This window comes from Hymenobacter cellulosilyticus, assembly GCF_022919215.1.
GTDB classification, from domain to species: domain Bacteria; phylum Bacteroidota; class Bacteroidia; order Cytophagales; family Hymenobacteraceae; genus Hymenobacter; species Hymenobacter cellulosilyticus.
This window is the reverse complement of sequence record NZ_CP095046.1, coordinates 4,131,927-4,146,232: the sequence shown is the minus strand read 5'-3', so window position 1 is coordinate 4,146,232 and position 14,306 is coordinate 4,131,927. Positions and strand designations below refer to the sequence as shown.

15 protein-coding genes and 1 riboswitch are annotated in these 14,306 nt (G+C 61.1%); of the genes, 3 read left to right on the top strand and 12 right to left on the bottom strand.

The features are described from left to right. Window positions 1-39: 39 nt before the first annotated feature. The 7 genes from MUN79_RS20430 to MUN79_RS20400 form a co-directional block, all read right to left on the bottom strand. Window positions 40-1,188 (bottom strand): outer membrane beta-barrel protein, encoded by a 1,149-nt coding sequence (locus tag MUN79_RS20430; RefSeq protein ID WP_244674431.1) that lies wholly within the window; start codon window positions 1,186-1,188, stop codon window positions 40-42. A gap of 21 nt (window positions 1,189-1,209) precedes the next feature. Beyond that, window positions 1,210-1,425 carry a hypothetical protein gene (locus MUN79_RS20425; RefSeq protein WP_244674430.1) on the bottom strand — a complete coding sequence of 72 codons (216 nt, stop codon included), beginning with the start codon at window positions 1,423-1,425 and terminating at the stop codon, window positions 1,210-1,212. Between the two features lie 5 nt (window positions 1,426-1,430). Further along, the gene (locus tag MUN79_RS20420; protein WP_244674429.1) at window positions 1,431-2,081 is read right to left on the bottom strand and encodes a hypothetical protein; all 651 of its coding nucleotides are present in this window, start codon (window positions 2,079-2,081) and stop codon (window positions 1,431-1,433) included. Then, entirely contained in the window at window positions 2,062-2,637 is a 576-nt protein-coding gene (locus MUN79_RS20415; protein WP_244674428.1) for an RNA polymerase sigma factor, read from the bottom strand. The genes MUN79_RS20420 and MUN79_RS20415 overlap by 20 nt, the downstream gene beginning before the upstream one ends. A 322-nt stretch (window positions 2,638-2,959) precedes the next feature. Next, on the bottom strand, window positions 2,960-3,319 hold the full coding sequence (locus MUN79_RS20410; protein ID WP_244674427.1) for a CoA-binding protein: 360 nt from the start codon (window positions 3,317-3,319) through the stop codon (window positions 2,960-2,962). 129 nt (window positions 3,320-3,448) lie between these two features. Further along, window positions 3,449-5,026 carry an NAD(P)/FAD-dependent oxidoreductase gene (locus MUN79_RS20405; RefSeq protein WP_244674426.1) on the bottom strand — a complete coding sequence of 526 codons (1,578 nt, stop codon included), beginning with the start codon at window positions 5,024-5,026 and terminating at the stop codon, window positions 3,449-3,451. Between the two features lie 231 nt (window positions 5,027-5,257). Further along, complete coding sequence (locus MUN79_RS20400; protein WP_244674425.1) at window positions 5,258-5,665, bottom strand: acyl-CoA thioesterase; 408 nt, start codon at window positions 5,663-5,665, stop codon at window positions 5,258-5,260. Between the two features lie 175 nt (window positions 5,666-5,840). Next, window positions 5,841-6,040: riboswitch (cobalamin riboswitch) on the bottom strand. A gap of 112 nt (window positions 6,041-6,152) precedes the next feature. Here MUN79_RS20400 and MUN79_RS20395 point away from each other — a divergent pair. Next, a complete protein-coding gene (locus MUN79_RS20395; protein ID WP_244674424.1) occupies window positions 6,153-7,472 on the top strand; it encodes an MFS transporter in 1,320 nt (439 codons plus the stop codon). A 1-nt stretch (window position 7,473) separates the two neighbouring features. Here the strand turns inward: MUN79_RS20395 and MUN79_RS20390 are convergent, their stop codons facing one another. The 4 genes from MUN79_RS20390 to MUN79_RS20375 form a co-directional block, all read right to left on the bottom strand. After that, window positions 7,474-8,118: a M23 family metallopeptidase gene (locus MUN79_RS20390; RefSeq protein WP_244674423.1), complete on the bottom strand. Its 645-nt coding sequence runs from the start codon at window positions 8,116-8,118 to the stop codon at window positions 7,474-7,476. Between the two features lie 302 nt (window positions 8,119-8,420). Then, window positions 8,421-8,693 (bottom strand): hypothetical protein, encoded by a 273-nt coding sequence (locus tag MUN79_RS20385; protein WP_244674422.1) that lies wholly within the window; start codon window positions 8,691-8,693, stop codon window positions 8,421-8,423. 87 nt (window positions 8,694-8,780) lie between these two features. Beyond that, window positions 8,781-9,737 (bottom strand): tetratricopeptide repeat protein, encoded by a 957-nt coding sequence (locus MUN79_RS20380; RefSeq protein WP_244674421.1) that lies wholly within the window; start codon window positions 9,735-9,737, stop codon window positions 8,781-8,783. Window positions 9,738-10,102: 365 nt separating this feature from the next. Next, window positions 10,103-11,059: a tetratricopeptide repeat protein gene (locus MUN79_RS20375; protein ID WP_244674420.1), complete on the bottom strand. Its 957-nt coding sequence runs from the start codon at window positions 11,057-11,059 to the stop codon at window positions 10,103-10,105. Between the two features lie 230 nt (window positions 11,060-11,289). Here MUN79_RS20375 and MUN79_RS20370 point away from each other — a divergent pair, with 230 nt between their 5' ends. Together MUN79_RS20370 and MUN79_RS20365 are read left to right on the top strand one after the other, a co-directional pair. Continuing rightward, window positions 11,290-12,159: a helix-turn-helix domain-containing protein gene (locus MUN79_RS20370; RefSeq protein ID WP_244674419.1), complete on the top strand. Its 870-nt coding sequence runs from the start codon at window positions 11,290-11,292 to the stop codon at window positions 12,157-12,159. Between the two features lie 168 nt (window positions 12,160-12,327). Beyond that, complete coding sequence (locus MUN79_RS20365; RefSeq protein ID WP_244674418.1) at window positions 12,328-13,188, top strand: SDR family oxidoreductase; 861 nt, start codon at window positions 12,328-12,330, stop codon at window positions 13,186-13,188. An 83-nt stretch (window positions 13,189-13,271) separates the two neighbouring features. On the opposite strand, the gene MUN79_RS20360 is transcribed toward MUN79_RS20365, so the two are convergent. Continuing rightward, a complete protein-coding gene (locus MUN79_RS20360) occupies window positions 13,272-14,249 on the bottom strand; it encodes a tryptophan 2,3-dioxygenase family protein (protein WP_244674417.1) in 978 nt (325 codons plus the stop codon). Window positions 14,250-14,306 lie beyond the last annotated feature (57 nt).

Here is a 14,306-nt window from a genome sequence, read left to right as displayed (position 1 = left end):
GCTTCTGCCGGGCCCGTTGCGTGTGCGCAAGGCGCAGGATTAGTCCAGAAAGGAGATGCCAAAGCTGACGGACTGGGCCTGTGGGCCCCGGTTTTCCTTAAACAGCTCGTTTAAGTTGTACTTCACGAACAGATCCAAGCCGCGCACCCCGATTTTGCCCTGCAGGCCGTACTGGAAGTCTTCCAGGTTGAAGCTGCCCCGGTCTTTGTCTTTGCGGGTGTTGCCCTCGTCTTCGTACTTGATTTTGGTGTGGCTGGCCAGGCGGTAGCCGGCAAAGCCCCCGGCTCCAATCCGGAAAGCGTCACGCCCGGATTTGTCCTTGAAGGTGAGCTTGGCCATTACGGGCAGGTTAATAACGGTAGTAGCCAGCTTGCTTTTTTCCAGGCTCAGGGTGGGCTCCCGCAGGATGGTAGTGCGGGTGTCGGTGGCAAACAGGCGGCGGTTGTTGTCAAACATGTAGTTGTTGAAGGCCAGCTCCGGGCCCAGGGTCAGAAACAGCGGGCTGCGGCGGCCACCCACCCGGATATCGTAGTACCAGTTCAGGCTAATGTAGCGCGAGCCGGTGGGCTTGAGGTCAAACTGCTCCTCGCTCAGGCCCGAGCGGTTCGCCAGGGCATTCAAGCCCAGGTCGATGGCGAAGTTGCTATGCACAGCCCGGTTGGCCCGCTCTTCTCTTCTGGCATTCCGCTCAGCATTGCGCAGCGAGTCGGATTTGTGGTCGTCACTGTCGCCGATGCTGATAGAAACCTCATCGTCGCTGTTCTTGCCGTTCTTGCCTTCCTTCACCGTCACGCTGAACACCTGCCCGAACTTGTAGCCCTTCACGGCCACTTTGGTAGTGGGCTCTTCGTTGCGCACCGTCACCCGGATCTGTTCGGGGGCTTGGGTGCCGGGGCGGTCCTTGGCCGGGTAGAACTCCATGGTCACCGAGCTGTTGCCGGCATTCTTGCTGGCCACTTCAGCCTGCTGAATGTAGCGGTCGAGCAGGGCCATGAGCGTATCGAGGCGGTAGGTGCGCAATTCGCGCAGCTGCTCCTTGTTCTTGGTATACAGGGTCATGGTGGCCTGGTTGGGCAGTTTCACCACGATGGTATCGTCGTTGGCAGGCTTATTAGCGGCTTGGGAGCGGGTAGGGCCCGTCAAAACTGTCAGCAGCAGCAGGGCCAACAGAGCGGAAAAACGTTTCATGACTTATGGAGTTGAGAAATCTTAGAGTTGAATGACTTTGGTGGCCGAGTGATTAAACACGTTGACCTGCACCGTTACCGTTTCCGGGAGCTCCACCTTGGGTAGCTTCACCCGGCCGTCCTTGACGGCGGTTTTGGCTTTGTGAAACAAGTTTTTGAGGTGTGAGTCCGACTCATACGGCTGCGGCGCGTCCGCGGCAGCCAGCGCTACTACCGGAGCTTCCGTGCCGCGGTGCACTTCCACTACGATAGGGCCCGTGGGGCCACTGAGGCGGGGGTAGGTTCTGCCACGGCTACTGCCTGAGCCAGCTGGCGCTCCGGTTGCGTCGGGGTGGCGGGCAGAGCAGGGGCCACAGCCGGGGCGGGTACCGACGCCGGGCGGTGGGCTTTCGTGGACTGAAGACTGGTGTGAGCTACGGCAGCCGGCTCAGCCGACCCGACTGCCGCGCTGCTCACCTTGCGAGTTGTGGGCAGCTCTGGTGTGGTTACCGTGGCCGGAGCCTTGCTGAGGGTGGCAACTTCTGTGGCTGTCTGGCCTACTACACCGCTAGATGAAAACCCGCTGAGGGTAGTTGCCTGGGTGGTAGCAGATTTTTTCTCGAAGTCAGCGGCAGCCGTTTTTGCGGCGGAATTAGCTGAAGAGGCGGGTGTAGTCGTCGTGGCCAGGGTGCCCGTAGCCAGGCCGGTGCCCGACTGGGAAGTGCGCAGCATCCAAGACGCACCGGCCACGATGAGCAGCGCAATCATGGCCACGGCGGCGTAGAGCCACATAGCCGGGCGTTTCTTGGCCGGGGCAATTTCTGCTTCCAGCTGGTCCCAGAGGTAGGCCGGCGGCGTGGGGGCGTGGTGCTGAAGCTGGTCGCGAAACAGCTTATCAATATCTTCCGGTTGCATAGTATTCTTTCGGTGAGGAGGTGGAGGCGCTCAGGCTGGCCGAAGCCAACCGGCGCTGGAGCATGGCGCGGGCCTTGCTCAGCTGCGATTTGGAAGTGCCCTCGGAAATGCCCAGCAGCTCGGCAATTTCGGGGTGAGTATACCCTTCCAGGGCATAAAGGTTGAATACGGTGCGGTAGCCAGCCGGCAAGTCGGCCAGCAGGGCCAGCAGGTCGGCCGCATTCAGGTTGCTTTCGGCCTCGGCGGCCGTGGCCGGCACGTCGGTTACCATATCGTCGATGGCCAGGTGTAAGGGTTCCTTGCGGCGCAGCTGGCCCAGGGCCTCGTTTACCATGATGCGGCGAATCCACCCCTCAAAACTGCCTTCATGCCGGTACTGATCCAGGGCCCGGAACACTTTGGCAAACCCGCCCAGCATAGCTTCCTCGGCGTCTTCGCGCCGGCGCAGATACCGGATGCATACGCCCAGCATCATGCCCGCAAACCGCTCGTAGAGCAGTTTCTGGGCACGGCCACTGCCTTGGCGGCAGGCGGCTATGAGGTCGGCGTCAGTCACGGGAAAAGAAGTAGAATCGAACGATAGAGAGGTGTTTGGCGGGGTAGATACAAAAGCCTGCGGCCCGGTTGCCTGGGGAAGGCAGAAATTTAAAAATATTGTTCGGCTGGGATAATGCGGGCAATTTGTCATTGCCTGGAACGAAGCCTTCCATCCTTTAAAATGTACTGAGCGTCGTCCTTAAGTGAAAAGCCCTTTCCCGTTGTGACGAGAAAGGGCTTTTCGGTAAAAGGTCATTTGGTGCTGCGCAGAGGACGGATTGCCACGGCTGCGCCTCGCAATGACACGGCTTTTGCATCGGCGCTTTCGGCCTATTCACACATTAATAATTGCCGATGCTCAACATCACCAGGGTGCAGGCTTCCTCCGTGCGGATGCCGCGCTCCTGGGCCATGCGCTCCAGCTCCTCGTTTTCCGTGCCGGGATTGAAGATGATGCGCTTGGGCTGCAGATCAAGGATGTAGTCGTACCAGGCGGGCTGGTTTTGCGGGCCTACATACAGCGTTACCGTGTCCACGTCGCCGGCAGTGGGCCGGTCGGTGTGAATGTCGAGGCCGGCGACCTGGCCTTTGCGGATACCGACGGGTACTACTTCGTGGCCGTGCTGCTTGAGCTGGTGCACGGCGCGGTAGGAGTAGCGGGCTGGATTGTCGCTGGCGCCGAGAACAAGGGTCTTTTTCATCTTAGTTGATCGTTTATCGTTTTGGGTTACTGGCTGGCATTCAACGCTAAGGAAGCCAAGCCATAGCCCGCCTTGTAAGCAGGGCTATGGCTTAAACGAAAACCAGCCGCAAAAAACCAAAAACAGCCGCTAAAAACGCGTAACCAACGCCGCTACGGCCTCAGCGCAGCGTTCCCCATCCATGGCCGCCGACACAATGCCGCCGGCAAAGCCCGCGCCTTCGCCGCAGGGAAACAGGCCGGTGGTTTCGGGGTGCTGCAGCGTGGCCGGGTCGCGCGGAATGCGCACCGGAGCCGAAGTCCGGCTTTCCACGCCCACAATCTGGGCCGCGTTGGTGGCGTAGCCGGGAATCTTGCGGCCAAAGTTCTCGAAGCCCTGCCGCAGCCGGGCGGCCAGGCCCTTGCCCAGCACCTGCTCCATGTTCACCGGCACCAGGCCGGGCTGATAGGAAGTTTCGAGCAACTCGGATGAGATTTTGCCTTTCAGGAAGTCGCCCAGGCGCTGGGCCGGGGCCAACTGGGTGTTGCCGGCCAACTGGCAGGCCCGCTGCTCGATTTCCTGCTGCAGCTGCAGGCCGGCCAGGGCTCCGTAGCGCTTCAGGTCCATGTCTTCGAGCTCAATGGCCGTCACGATGCCGGAGTTGGCAAAGCGGGAGTCGCGGCGGCTGGGGCTCATCCCGTTTACGACCACCTCGCCCGGGGCCGTGGCGGCGGGCACAATAAACCCACCGGGGCACATGCAGAATGAAAACACGCCCCGCTGCTTGCCCTGCCACTGGGTTTGGTGGACCAAGGAGTACGAAGCCGCCGGCAAGGGGCCCCGGTCGGCGCGGCGGTACTGGGCCTGGTCGATAAGCTCCTGCTGGTGCTCCACGCGCACGCCCAGGGCAAAGGGCTTGGCCTCGATGCGGACCCCGCGCTTGTGCAGCAGCTCGTAAATATCCCGGGCCGAGTGGCCGGTGGCCAGAATCACGGCGTCGGCTTCCAGGGCCTCGCCGCCGGCCGTTACCACGCCGCGCAGGTGGTTGCCATCCAGAATCAAATCGGTGACGCGGGTGTCGAAGCGTACTTCGCCGCCGGCCTGCCGGATAGACTCGCGCAGGGCGGCCACCACGCCCGGCAACTTGTTGGTGCCGATGTGGGGGTGGGCGTCGACCATGATTTCGGGCGTGGCCCCGTGCTGCACCAGCAGCTTAAGGATGCGCTGAATGTCGCCGCGCTTGGTGGAGCGGGTGTAGAGCTTGCCGTCGGAATACGTACCAGCCCCGCCTTCGCCAAAGCAGTAGTTAGAGTCAGGATTCACCACGTGCTCCTTGTTCAGAGCGGCCAGGTCGCGGCGGCGGGTTCGCACGTCCTTGCCGCGCTCCAACACGATGGGCTTCATGCCCAGCTCAATGGCGCGCAAGGCGGCAAACAAGCCGGCCGGCCCGGCCCCCACGATAATAACGGAGCGGCGGGCCCGGCTCACGTCGGGGTACTGAAACCAGGGACCGAATAAGTCGGTGGGCGGGGCGGTGCGCCAGATGTCGGCCCGCAGGCGCACCAGAGGCTGCCGGCCCCGGGCGTCGATGCTGCGTTTGCGCAGGTGCACGAAGTCGGCCTCGCCAGGCTCCAGGCCCGCAGCGGCCAGCAGGGCGCGGTAGCGCGCATACTCGTCGTAGGCCACTTCCGGGGGAAGCAGGGCCTCAATTTCTAGTTTTTCGGACATAACGGGTGAAAGGTGTTTAGCCTTTAGACCTAAGCAAAAGGTGATTTTTGGACTACAAAGATACGCAAGTGGAGCGGTAGCTCAGGAATGCGGTGGTAAATGGAACGTCAGGTCGAGCCACGCGAGACATCTTGCCTGCTGCTGTATGAATCCTCACTCAATTAGGCCAAGCGAGATGTCTCGCGTGGCTCGATATGACGACTATTATAGGCTACACAAACTTACAGCTGTCTATTCGGCCGTGACGGCCTCGGGCAGGATACGGACCGGGCGCTTGTCGTTGTCGATGGCTACGAAGGTAAACGTACCAGTCACAGCTTTAATTCGCTCCTCGGAATACATTTGCTCCACAAACAGGTCCACGCGCACCTGCAGGCTGGTATTGCCCACGCGCACCACGTTGCCGATGAGCTCCACCAGCGTGCCGCCGGGAATGGGGTGGGTGAAATCGACTTTGTCGCTGGACACGGTTACCATCTTGAGGCGCGAAAAGCGGGTGGCCGTAATGAAGGCCACCTCGTCCATCATGTGGAGCGTGGCGCCGCCGAAGAGCGTGTCGTAGTGGTTGGTGGTGTTGGGAAATACCGCTTTGAAAATACGCGTTTCGGCGCGGGCAATTTTCTCATCGAGCGTGAGCATAGGACTGGGAAAAGAAGGAAAAGAAACGTCCTTCGGCCAACTTCGGGCCACCCGCGCACCAGGAAAAGTCGGGAGAAAAGGCCGGTTCCGGCCGGCAGCCTGGACTCCTAAACGCCCCGCCGCAGCCCGAAACAGACCAGCACCCGACAAGGACCCCATAGCGCGAGGGCAGCCTTATCAACTCGGGCGCAAGGCAGGTCTCCTGACTTATACCGGTTTTCACCGCCCTTCTCAGCCTGGCCCGCGGGCCAGTCCAATGGGCTCTGGTAAGGTGAAAACCAACTTGGTACTTACAGTAGCGCGTCTGTCCGGGATTCGCACCCGGTTCCCTATTAATTCCGGTATTACCCGAAAACCTTGCGGCCGTCTGATTGAAATCAAACCAAGAACAACGCCGGCAAAGGTAGGAGTTTGGTTGTAGCCAACTACCTTGGCGGCGGCCACAGCCCGTTTTTGCCCCGTATTTCCGCCTGAATTCCCGCTTTCTATGTCTGCTTCGCTTCCCGCCGTGCCGCCCGTGCGCAGCATGGCTTCCCGCATCAAATCCATTATCAGCGGCTCCATCGGCAACCTGGTGGAGTGGTACGACTGGTACGTGTACTCGGCTTTCTCCCTGTATTTTGCGCCGGCCTTTTTTCCCAAAGGCAACCTGACGGCCCAGCTGCTCAACTCGGCCGCCGTGTTTGCCGTGGGCTTTCTGATGCGGCCCCTGGGCGGCTGGTTGATGGGGGCCTACGCCGACCGGCACGGCCGCAAAGCTGCCCTGGTGGTGTCGGTGCTGCTTATGTGCGGGGGCTCGTTGCTGATTGCCCTCACGCCGGGCTTTGAGCAGATCGGGGTGGCCGCCCCGGTGCTGCTGGTGCTGGCTCGCTTGCTGCAGGGCCTGAGCGTGGGCGGGGAGTACGGCACATCGGCCACCTACCTGAGCGAAATGGCCGACCAGCGGAACCGGGGCTTTTTCTCCAGCTTCCAGTACGTGACCCTGCTGGGCGGGCAGCTGCTGGCCCTCACGGTGCAGCTGGGTTTGCAGCAGTGGCTTAGTGAGGCCGAAATGTATAGCTGGGGCTGGCGGGTGCCGTTTGTAATCGGGGCGGCGGCGGCCTTGGTGGCATTGTATCTGCGGCGGCACATGGAGGAAACCGACTCGTTCGTGGTGCAAAACCAGCAGGAAACCCCAGAAGCTCACGCCAAGGAGCCCGGCAAATTAGAGCTGCTCCTGCGCTACCCCAAGGAAATTCTAACGGTGGTAGGTCTTACGCTGGGCGGTACTATCGTGTTTTACACCTTTACGACCTACGCCCAGAAATTCCTGGTCAATACGGCCGGCTTCAGCAAGGCCCAGGCTTCCTGGATTTCCTTTGTCACGCTGGGCATTGCCCTGGTGCTGCAGCCTTTGTTCGGGGCCTTGTCGGATAGGGTGGGGCGGCGGCCGGTACTGCTGTTTTTCGGGGTGGGCGCCACGCTCGGCACCGTGCCCCTGATGAGCCTGCTGGGCCGGGCCGACAGTCAGTGGGCAGCCCTGGCGCTGCTGGCCGTGGCCATGCTGATTATGAGCGGCTACACTTCCATCAATGCCGTGGTGAAAGCCGAACTGTTTCCTACTGCCATCCGGGCCCTGGGCGTGGGCCTGCCGTATGCGCTGACCGTGGCCATCTTCGGCGGCTCGGCCGAGTACGTGGCCTTGCAGGCCAAGCAGCTGGGCGTCGAAACGTGGTTTTACTGGTACGTGACCTTCTGTGCGGCCGTGTCCCTGCTGGTGTACTGGCGCATGCCCGACACCCAGCAATCCGGGCATATGACCGAGTGAGTTAGGGGGTGGTGACCGTCTGGCCCGTTTTCAGGTAGTGAACTTGCGTGTTGTCAGTCTGAAACAAGGTGGGGACCAACCGCGGATGTGGCTGGGCACTGTATTGTACATTGAACCCTAAGCAGGGTTGTCGCACCCAGCCGGTTTTGCCAGAGAAGCCGAGTACGTCGCCCTGATTGACGCGCTGCCCCTCGTATACCGCCGCTCCATTCTGCCGAAAGTGCGTGTAGACGGCGTAGGTCCCGTCGTCGTGAAACACAACTATCATATTGGTATCGGGCAGGCGGCCCCGGCCCCCGGATTTGTTAGAGCCCTGGCGGATGTCGGTTACAATTCCGGCCCGGGCCGCACATACAGGGGTATTCTCGGGCAGCCCAAAAATAACCCCACGGCTCCAGGGCTTACCCTGGGTGGAATCTGCGGCTGCGGCTTGCAGAACGATGCTGGTAGTTCCGGTTTGAAAAGGCAACCGATAAACGAAGGTTGTGTCCGGCTTCTTCCCGTTGCAGATGCCGAGCTGCGCATCATACCAATACTTGTACGTGCGGGTCAGATACTGCTCCTGCGGGGTAAAGTGAGCAATGACCCGGGGCTTCTGGGAAGGAAATACCACTATTTTAGCGGGCAGGACTATATCGCTAGTCATGTGTAGCAACTCGGCTTCCAGAAAAATAGTACAGGGCGCAAATCCCCGGTTTATGGCCGTCAGCACGGTCCGGCCATCCTTGTACAGTGCTTCCTCCACTATAACCTGAGGCCCGGATGCCTTCTGGGCCATGCTAGAAAACCCCGAAAGCACTAGGAGGATACAGCTCAATAAGCGGGGTATAGTTATACGGGCGAAGGGCATAATTAACCCGAAGAAACACCCCTCGGTCGAAATAACCTATTGCCTAAGGCGGCAGGCCCGAATAACTACGACGCGCTACCCTGTAGCACCTACCCGAATTAGGTTGGGGAAGTAGTACCTGAGCCGACCGTGCCGTTCATGCCAATTTGCCCCAGACTGGCGTGGGCCTTCGTAGCGTTGTCGAATTTCTCGCTCAGAATGGCGCTGATAGCCTGAGCTACTTCCGGCCCGTTGCGGGCTATGCTGCCGGTGAGCACCTCGTAGTAAAAGGCGGCCAGCGTATCGGCGGGCCAAAGCTGCCCGATATTCTGGTGCAGGGTCTGGAGCTGGGCCAGGGAAGTGTCGATGATTTTGCGGTCGGTGGCGTCCATAGTTCGGGGCAGAGGTGAAAGGCCTTGCTGGTGGGCATACGCGCCCCGGCCGGGTTGGGGTTGCCGCCCGGGTTTCTACGGCCGGGCTTAGCGGCAGTGCTCCTTAAGGATACGCTTGAGCTCTTTTTCGCCCACGGCCGCGTCGCCCCAGCGCAGGGCCTGCCGCAGCGATTCGCAGGCGCTGGGGTCTTCGAGCTTGATCTGGGCAATGGCCAGCATGCGGTAGAACTGTCCTTTATCCACGAATTCGGCCATTTCCAGGCATTTGTTGTAATCGGCTACGGCCTGGGTAAGCTGGCCCTGCTGCTCGTAAGCCAGGCCCCGGGCGGCGTAGGCATCGAGGTAATGGCTGTTGAGGCGGATAGCTTGGCTGTAGGCGGCCACGGCCCGGGCGTATTCCTGCCGGCCGTAGGCCAGTTGGCCCAGGCCCAGGTAAGTCACCGAGTCGGCCGGGTTCAGGGCCAGGGCTTTCTGCAGGTGCTGTCGGGCCCGGGCGCTGTCTTGCAGCGTGGCATACGTGGTGCCCAGCACGCGGTAGGCATTAGCATTCTTGGGGTCGAGGCGCAGCACCTGCTGGTAGGAGGCCAGCACGCCGGCGTGGTCGCCCAGCTTTTCCTGCAAATCAGCCAGGCGCACGTAGTAGGTTAGGGCCCCGCGGCGTTGCGGGTCGCGGCGCTGGGCCAGCTCAAAGTACCGCGCCGCCTCGGCCGGAGTGCCCCGCTTGGTGAGGTAGGCGCTCAGCCCATAGTACACGTTGGCACTGGTCGAGTCGAGCAGCCAGGCCCGGTTGTACTGCTGCAGCGCCTGGGGATACTTCTCCTGGTAAAAGGCAGTCCAGCCCTCGTCGACGTAGGTTTCAGAAGCGGCAGCCCGGGTTTTGTACTGCTGCAGGGCCTGGGCTATAAATTCCTGGTCGGCCTGGCGCTGGGCCGCGGTTTGGGCGCGTCCGGCGTAGCGGGGCCGCTCGGCGCCATCAGCCTGAGCCCAACCATCCGGGGCGGCAGCCAGGCAGGCGAATAGAATCAGCAGTAGTATTTTTGGCATAACACGCGCGTCAATAGGAGGGTAGTACCCCGCCTACTACGTTGCCAAGCCCGGCAGGATGCTTGGTACTTGCTTTTAGGCAGTACGGCCAGCTACTCTGCCGGCGTGGCAAGGAGCGGAGTCGCCCGCGCTCCATGCCGCGGGTGCCCAACTAAAGGCCGCCGCTTGCCCGCGCCCAAGGGTGTTTTAGGGAAAGTAACCAGCCCAGCAGCAAGTCGACTGTTGTTTGAACTCAACCCGTATGAAGTGGCGGATAGCTCGGTCCCAAGGCTGCCGGCCGCCCGATTCTAGAACCGGTTATTTGTCACAGCTGCTCTTCATAGCCCGGCGGATTTCTCTTTCTGCGTCGGGTGTGTAGGCCCATTTCAGGGCTTGGCGCCAAGCTTCACAGGCCCCGCGGGGTCATTGATTTTCGTCTTGGCCTGCCCGATAAGAAAGTAGAACTGGGTTCTGTCGCGGGAGGATACCAGGCTCAGGCAGGTTTGCCAATCGGCAATGGCGGCCGGGTAGTTGCCGGCCTCAGAGTAAGCCAGGGCCCGGTTGGCGTAGGCACTCACGTAGCGCGGATTGATGCTAAGGGCCCGGGTAAAGTCGGCTACGGCCGCCGGGTAACGCTTCTGCCCGTAGCGCACCCAGCCCCGGTTCAGGTAAGCTACCGAGTCCTGCGGGTTCAGGGCCACGGCCCGGCTCAGGTACTGCCCGGCGCGGGCCGTATCCTGCTGCTGCATGGCGAAATAGCCAATACGACCGAGGGCGGAGGCATTGGTGGGGTCCAGAGCCAGAATCTGCTCGTTGGCGGCAATGGCTCCGACGTAGTCGCGGCGCAACGACTGGCCGTAGCCCAAGCTGGCGTAGTACCGCAGCCGGGCCGCATTGCCCGAGTCGTGCCGGCCGGCCAGCTGTTCAAACTGCGCAGCCTCGACTAACTGATTGGTTTGACGCAAATAGGCGCTGAAGCCGAAGTAAACGTCGGCCGCTGTGGAGTCGAGCAGCCAAGCCTGGTTGAAGCGCTTGATGGCCGTAGGAGCGTGGCCCGTAGCCAGGTAGTGCCAGCCGAAATTGACGTGGGCCTGCATGGCAGCCTGGGCACTGCCGTACTGCTGCCGGGCTTCGGCCACAAAACGCGCATCCGCTTCCCGCTGGGCGGCCGTCTTAGTCATGCCCCCGTAGCGTGGCCGCTCATTAATGCCGTTGGGCGCGCGCAGGGCGTCGCTTTGCGCATAGCGGGGGGTAGTGCCGGCAGTTTGCGCTGCTGCCGGGCTATAGCTGAGCAGGCCCCCAGCTAGGATAAATAAGCAACCCTTAACAAGAAATTTCAGCATAAAGTAAGGCCAGGATTAATGGAGCGGCACAGCGGAAAGTTGCGGAAAAAGCCGCACACTATCGCATAAGAGTCCGACCTTCGGTGGAGGCCAAGGTGCGCCGCGGCTGAAGTGCTTTTCGCAGCCTGGCGGCTGAAGCCCACGCCCCAAACCCAACCAAACTCCGCCCCGCCGGTTGCTAGCAACTGGGTGCCGCTCAGGAAATGAGTTGTAAGCTGCATATTGCCCCAATGACCGAACGTATTCCCACCTACGAGCTGCCCGCGTTTGCCGGACCTGGCCAGGCCAATGCCGAGGTGTTTTTCCCCGACTATGCCACGGCCAAGCCCCGGATTCCGCTGCAGCAGCCGTACCGGGGCGACTATTATAAAATCAGCTTGTGCCTGCGGGGGCGGGCCGAGCTTAAGGTGAATCTGGCCCCGTACGCCGTAACGGCGGGCTGCCTGGTACTGGCCACCCCAGACGTTATTAAGGAGTGGGTGTCGGTATCCGAGGACTACGAAACGCTGTCCATCTTTTTTACCAAGGACTTCATTACCACCAACAATGGCAGCACGGGCCGGCTCAGCTTTTTGGTCCAGCCCACAACCTATGTATTTCAGCTTACGGCCCCGGAGGCAGACAACGTGGCCCTGTCGTTTCGCTTTCTGCAGCAGAAGTACAACACCCCGCACGCCCACCGCAGCAACATCCTGAAAAACATCCTGAACGGCTTGCTCTACGAGGTGGGCGCCATTCACGACCGGTCATTGGCCGGCGGACCGCCGGCAGCGAAAAGCAGGGGCCAGGCGCTGGTCGTGGCCTTTAAGGAGCTCGTCCAGATGCACAGCTCCCGGGAGCGGAGCGTCCGGTTTTACGCCGATACGCTGTGCGTTACGCCCAAGCACTTGAGTGAGCTGGTAAAGGAAGCAACGGGCAAAACGGCCGGCGAATGGATAGCCGCTGCCGTGGTTCTGGAAGCCAAAGCTTTACTAGAGGATCAGGCCCGGACGGTGTATCAGGTGGCCGAGTGCCTGCACTTTACCGACCAGTTTGCCTTTAGCCGGTTTTTCAAGAAAACCAGCGGACTTTCGCCCTCGGCCTATCGGCAGGCCGGCTAAGCGCAACTGCCGCCATTTCGCCACAGCTTGCCGCCATCCGGCCATTTGATCCGGCTCCGCTAGCGGGGAATTTTGTCGCAGCAACTTTCGGTAAGCTGCCAGAGGGACCTTAAGCACGGTCCTGGGCAGCCCCGGCAACCCCTGCTGTTCACTAACCAGACGATTCCCATGATACTAGTAACCGGAGCAACGGGCCACCTTGGCACCGCCGTACTGCACACGCTCTTGCAAAGAACGGCCCCCAGCCGCTTGGCCGCCCTGGTGCGCGACGAGCACAAAGCCGCCGACCTGAAAGCGCAGGGCGTCACCATTCACCAGGGTAATTACGACGACCTGGCTTCGTTGGAGCGGGCCATGCAGGGCGTGGAAAAAGTACTGCTCATCTCGGGTGGGGGCGAGGACGAGGCCCTGCAGCAGCACTACAACGTGGTGGATGCCGCCAAAAAGGCTGGCGTGCGGTGCCTGGCCTACACCAGCCGGGCCCTGCGCGACCCCCACACGCTGGTCAACCAGTTGATGGAGCGGCATTTCCAGACTGAAGCCTACATTCAGGCCAGCGGACTGCCCTACGTGCTTTTCCGCAATATTCTCTACATGGACGTGCTGCCGCTGTTTACGGGCCCCCGGGTGCTGGAAACCGGCATACAGCTGCCGGCTGGGGCGGGCCGGGTGGCGTATGCCCTGCGCAGCGAAATGGGGGAGGCTATTGCCAACGTGCTCCTAACCGGCCCGTGCGACAACCGAATCTACCATTTCACCGGCGCTGAGTCGTATTCCTTTACCGACGTGGCTGCGGCTCTAACGGCGGCCTCGGGAATGGACGTAACCTACGCACCGGCGGAATCTGCTGTGTTTGCAGCCCAGATGCAGGAGCGCGGGGTGCCGGAACTGGCTGTTCAGCGCACCCTCGGCTTTCTGACCGACATCAAAAACGGGCAAGAAGCCGACGTAAGCCCCGAGCTGGAAGCAATTCTGGGCCGCAAGCCTACGGGGCTGACCGAGGGCGTGAAAATGCTCTACAACCTGTAGCATACCCAGCAGGCAACCCGAAAAAGCCCGGTACCGCAGTCACGTTAGGCTGCAGTACCGGGCTTTGTTGGTTGCGAATAAAACTAGGAGCTGGCTTCCTCCAGGATGCTTTCCACCCAGTTTTTGCCCCAGTCTTCCAGTTCCTGCGAGGTCCAGAGCTGGGGGTAGAAGATGCGCTTCTGAAACTTGGGAGGCAGGTACTTCTTCCAGTTGGTGCCGCCCGTAGCCGCCAGGGCCGTGGGGTCGCGCTCCAGGTAGCGTACCGCCGACTTAAAGTGCATCAGCGGCCAGTTGATGTTCACGTTGGTGTCGAGCAGCTTGAGCTGACGCAGCAGGCGCGGGTGCTGCCGGTCTTCCTCGGGCAGGCGCTGCACGATGGTCCACACGTTGCGGTCCTGGTACTCGGCTGCGTGCTGGCTGAGCTGCTTGGTGTATTTCTCCTCAAACTGAATCAAGGTCAGGGCTTTGGCACCGGTTTCCTCAACAGTGGCCCCGGCCTTCCAGTAGATGCAGCCCATCAGCTCGTCGTGGGCGGCGGCTTCGCCCAGCAGGCGGCGCTTCTCTTTGTTCAGCAGGTTGTCGAGCGAGGTGGAGGCAATTTCAATCATGCGGTACTGCACGCTCTGAAAGCCCGAGGCGGGCATCAGGGCCATGCGAAACTGCAGAAACTGATTCTTATCCATGCCGTCAACCATCACGTCGAACGAGTCAATCAGGTTCTCGAAGTAGCGGTTGATGCGGCCCAGGCGCAGCACCAGCTCACCCACGGTCGGGGCCGTGAGTTGCCCGATTTGCTCGTACTCGCAGAGGCAGAGCTTGAAATAGAGCTCCGTAATCTGGTGGTACATGATAAAGATCCGCTCGTCGGGAATCTGGGTCAGGGGCCGCTGCAGCGAAAGCAGCGTGTCCAGCTCGATGTAGTCCCAGTAGTTGACGTAGTCGGCGTAGTACAGGCCCTCGAGGTAGCCTGCCAGATCCTGACCGTCGGCGGCGTACTTCTGCTGCAAGCGGCGCAGCTGTTCGAGCACGGCGGGCGAGAATTCGTCCTGTGGCAAAGACATTGGTTGGGGTGGTTGGAAGCGGGAGAAAAGAAGCCGTCTGGGTGGCAACGGCGGCAC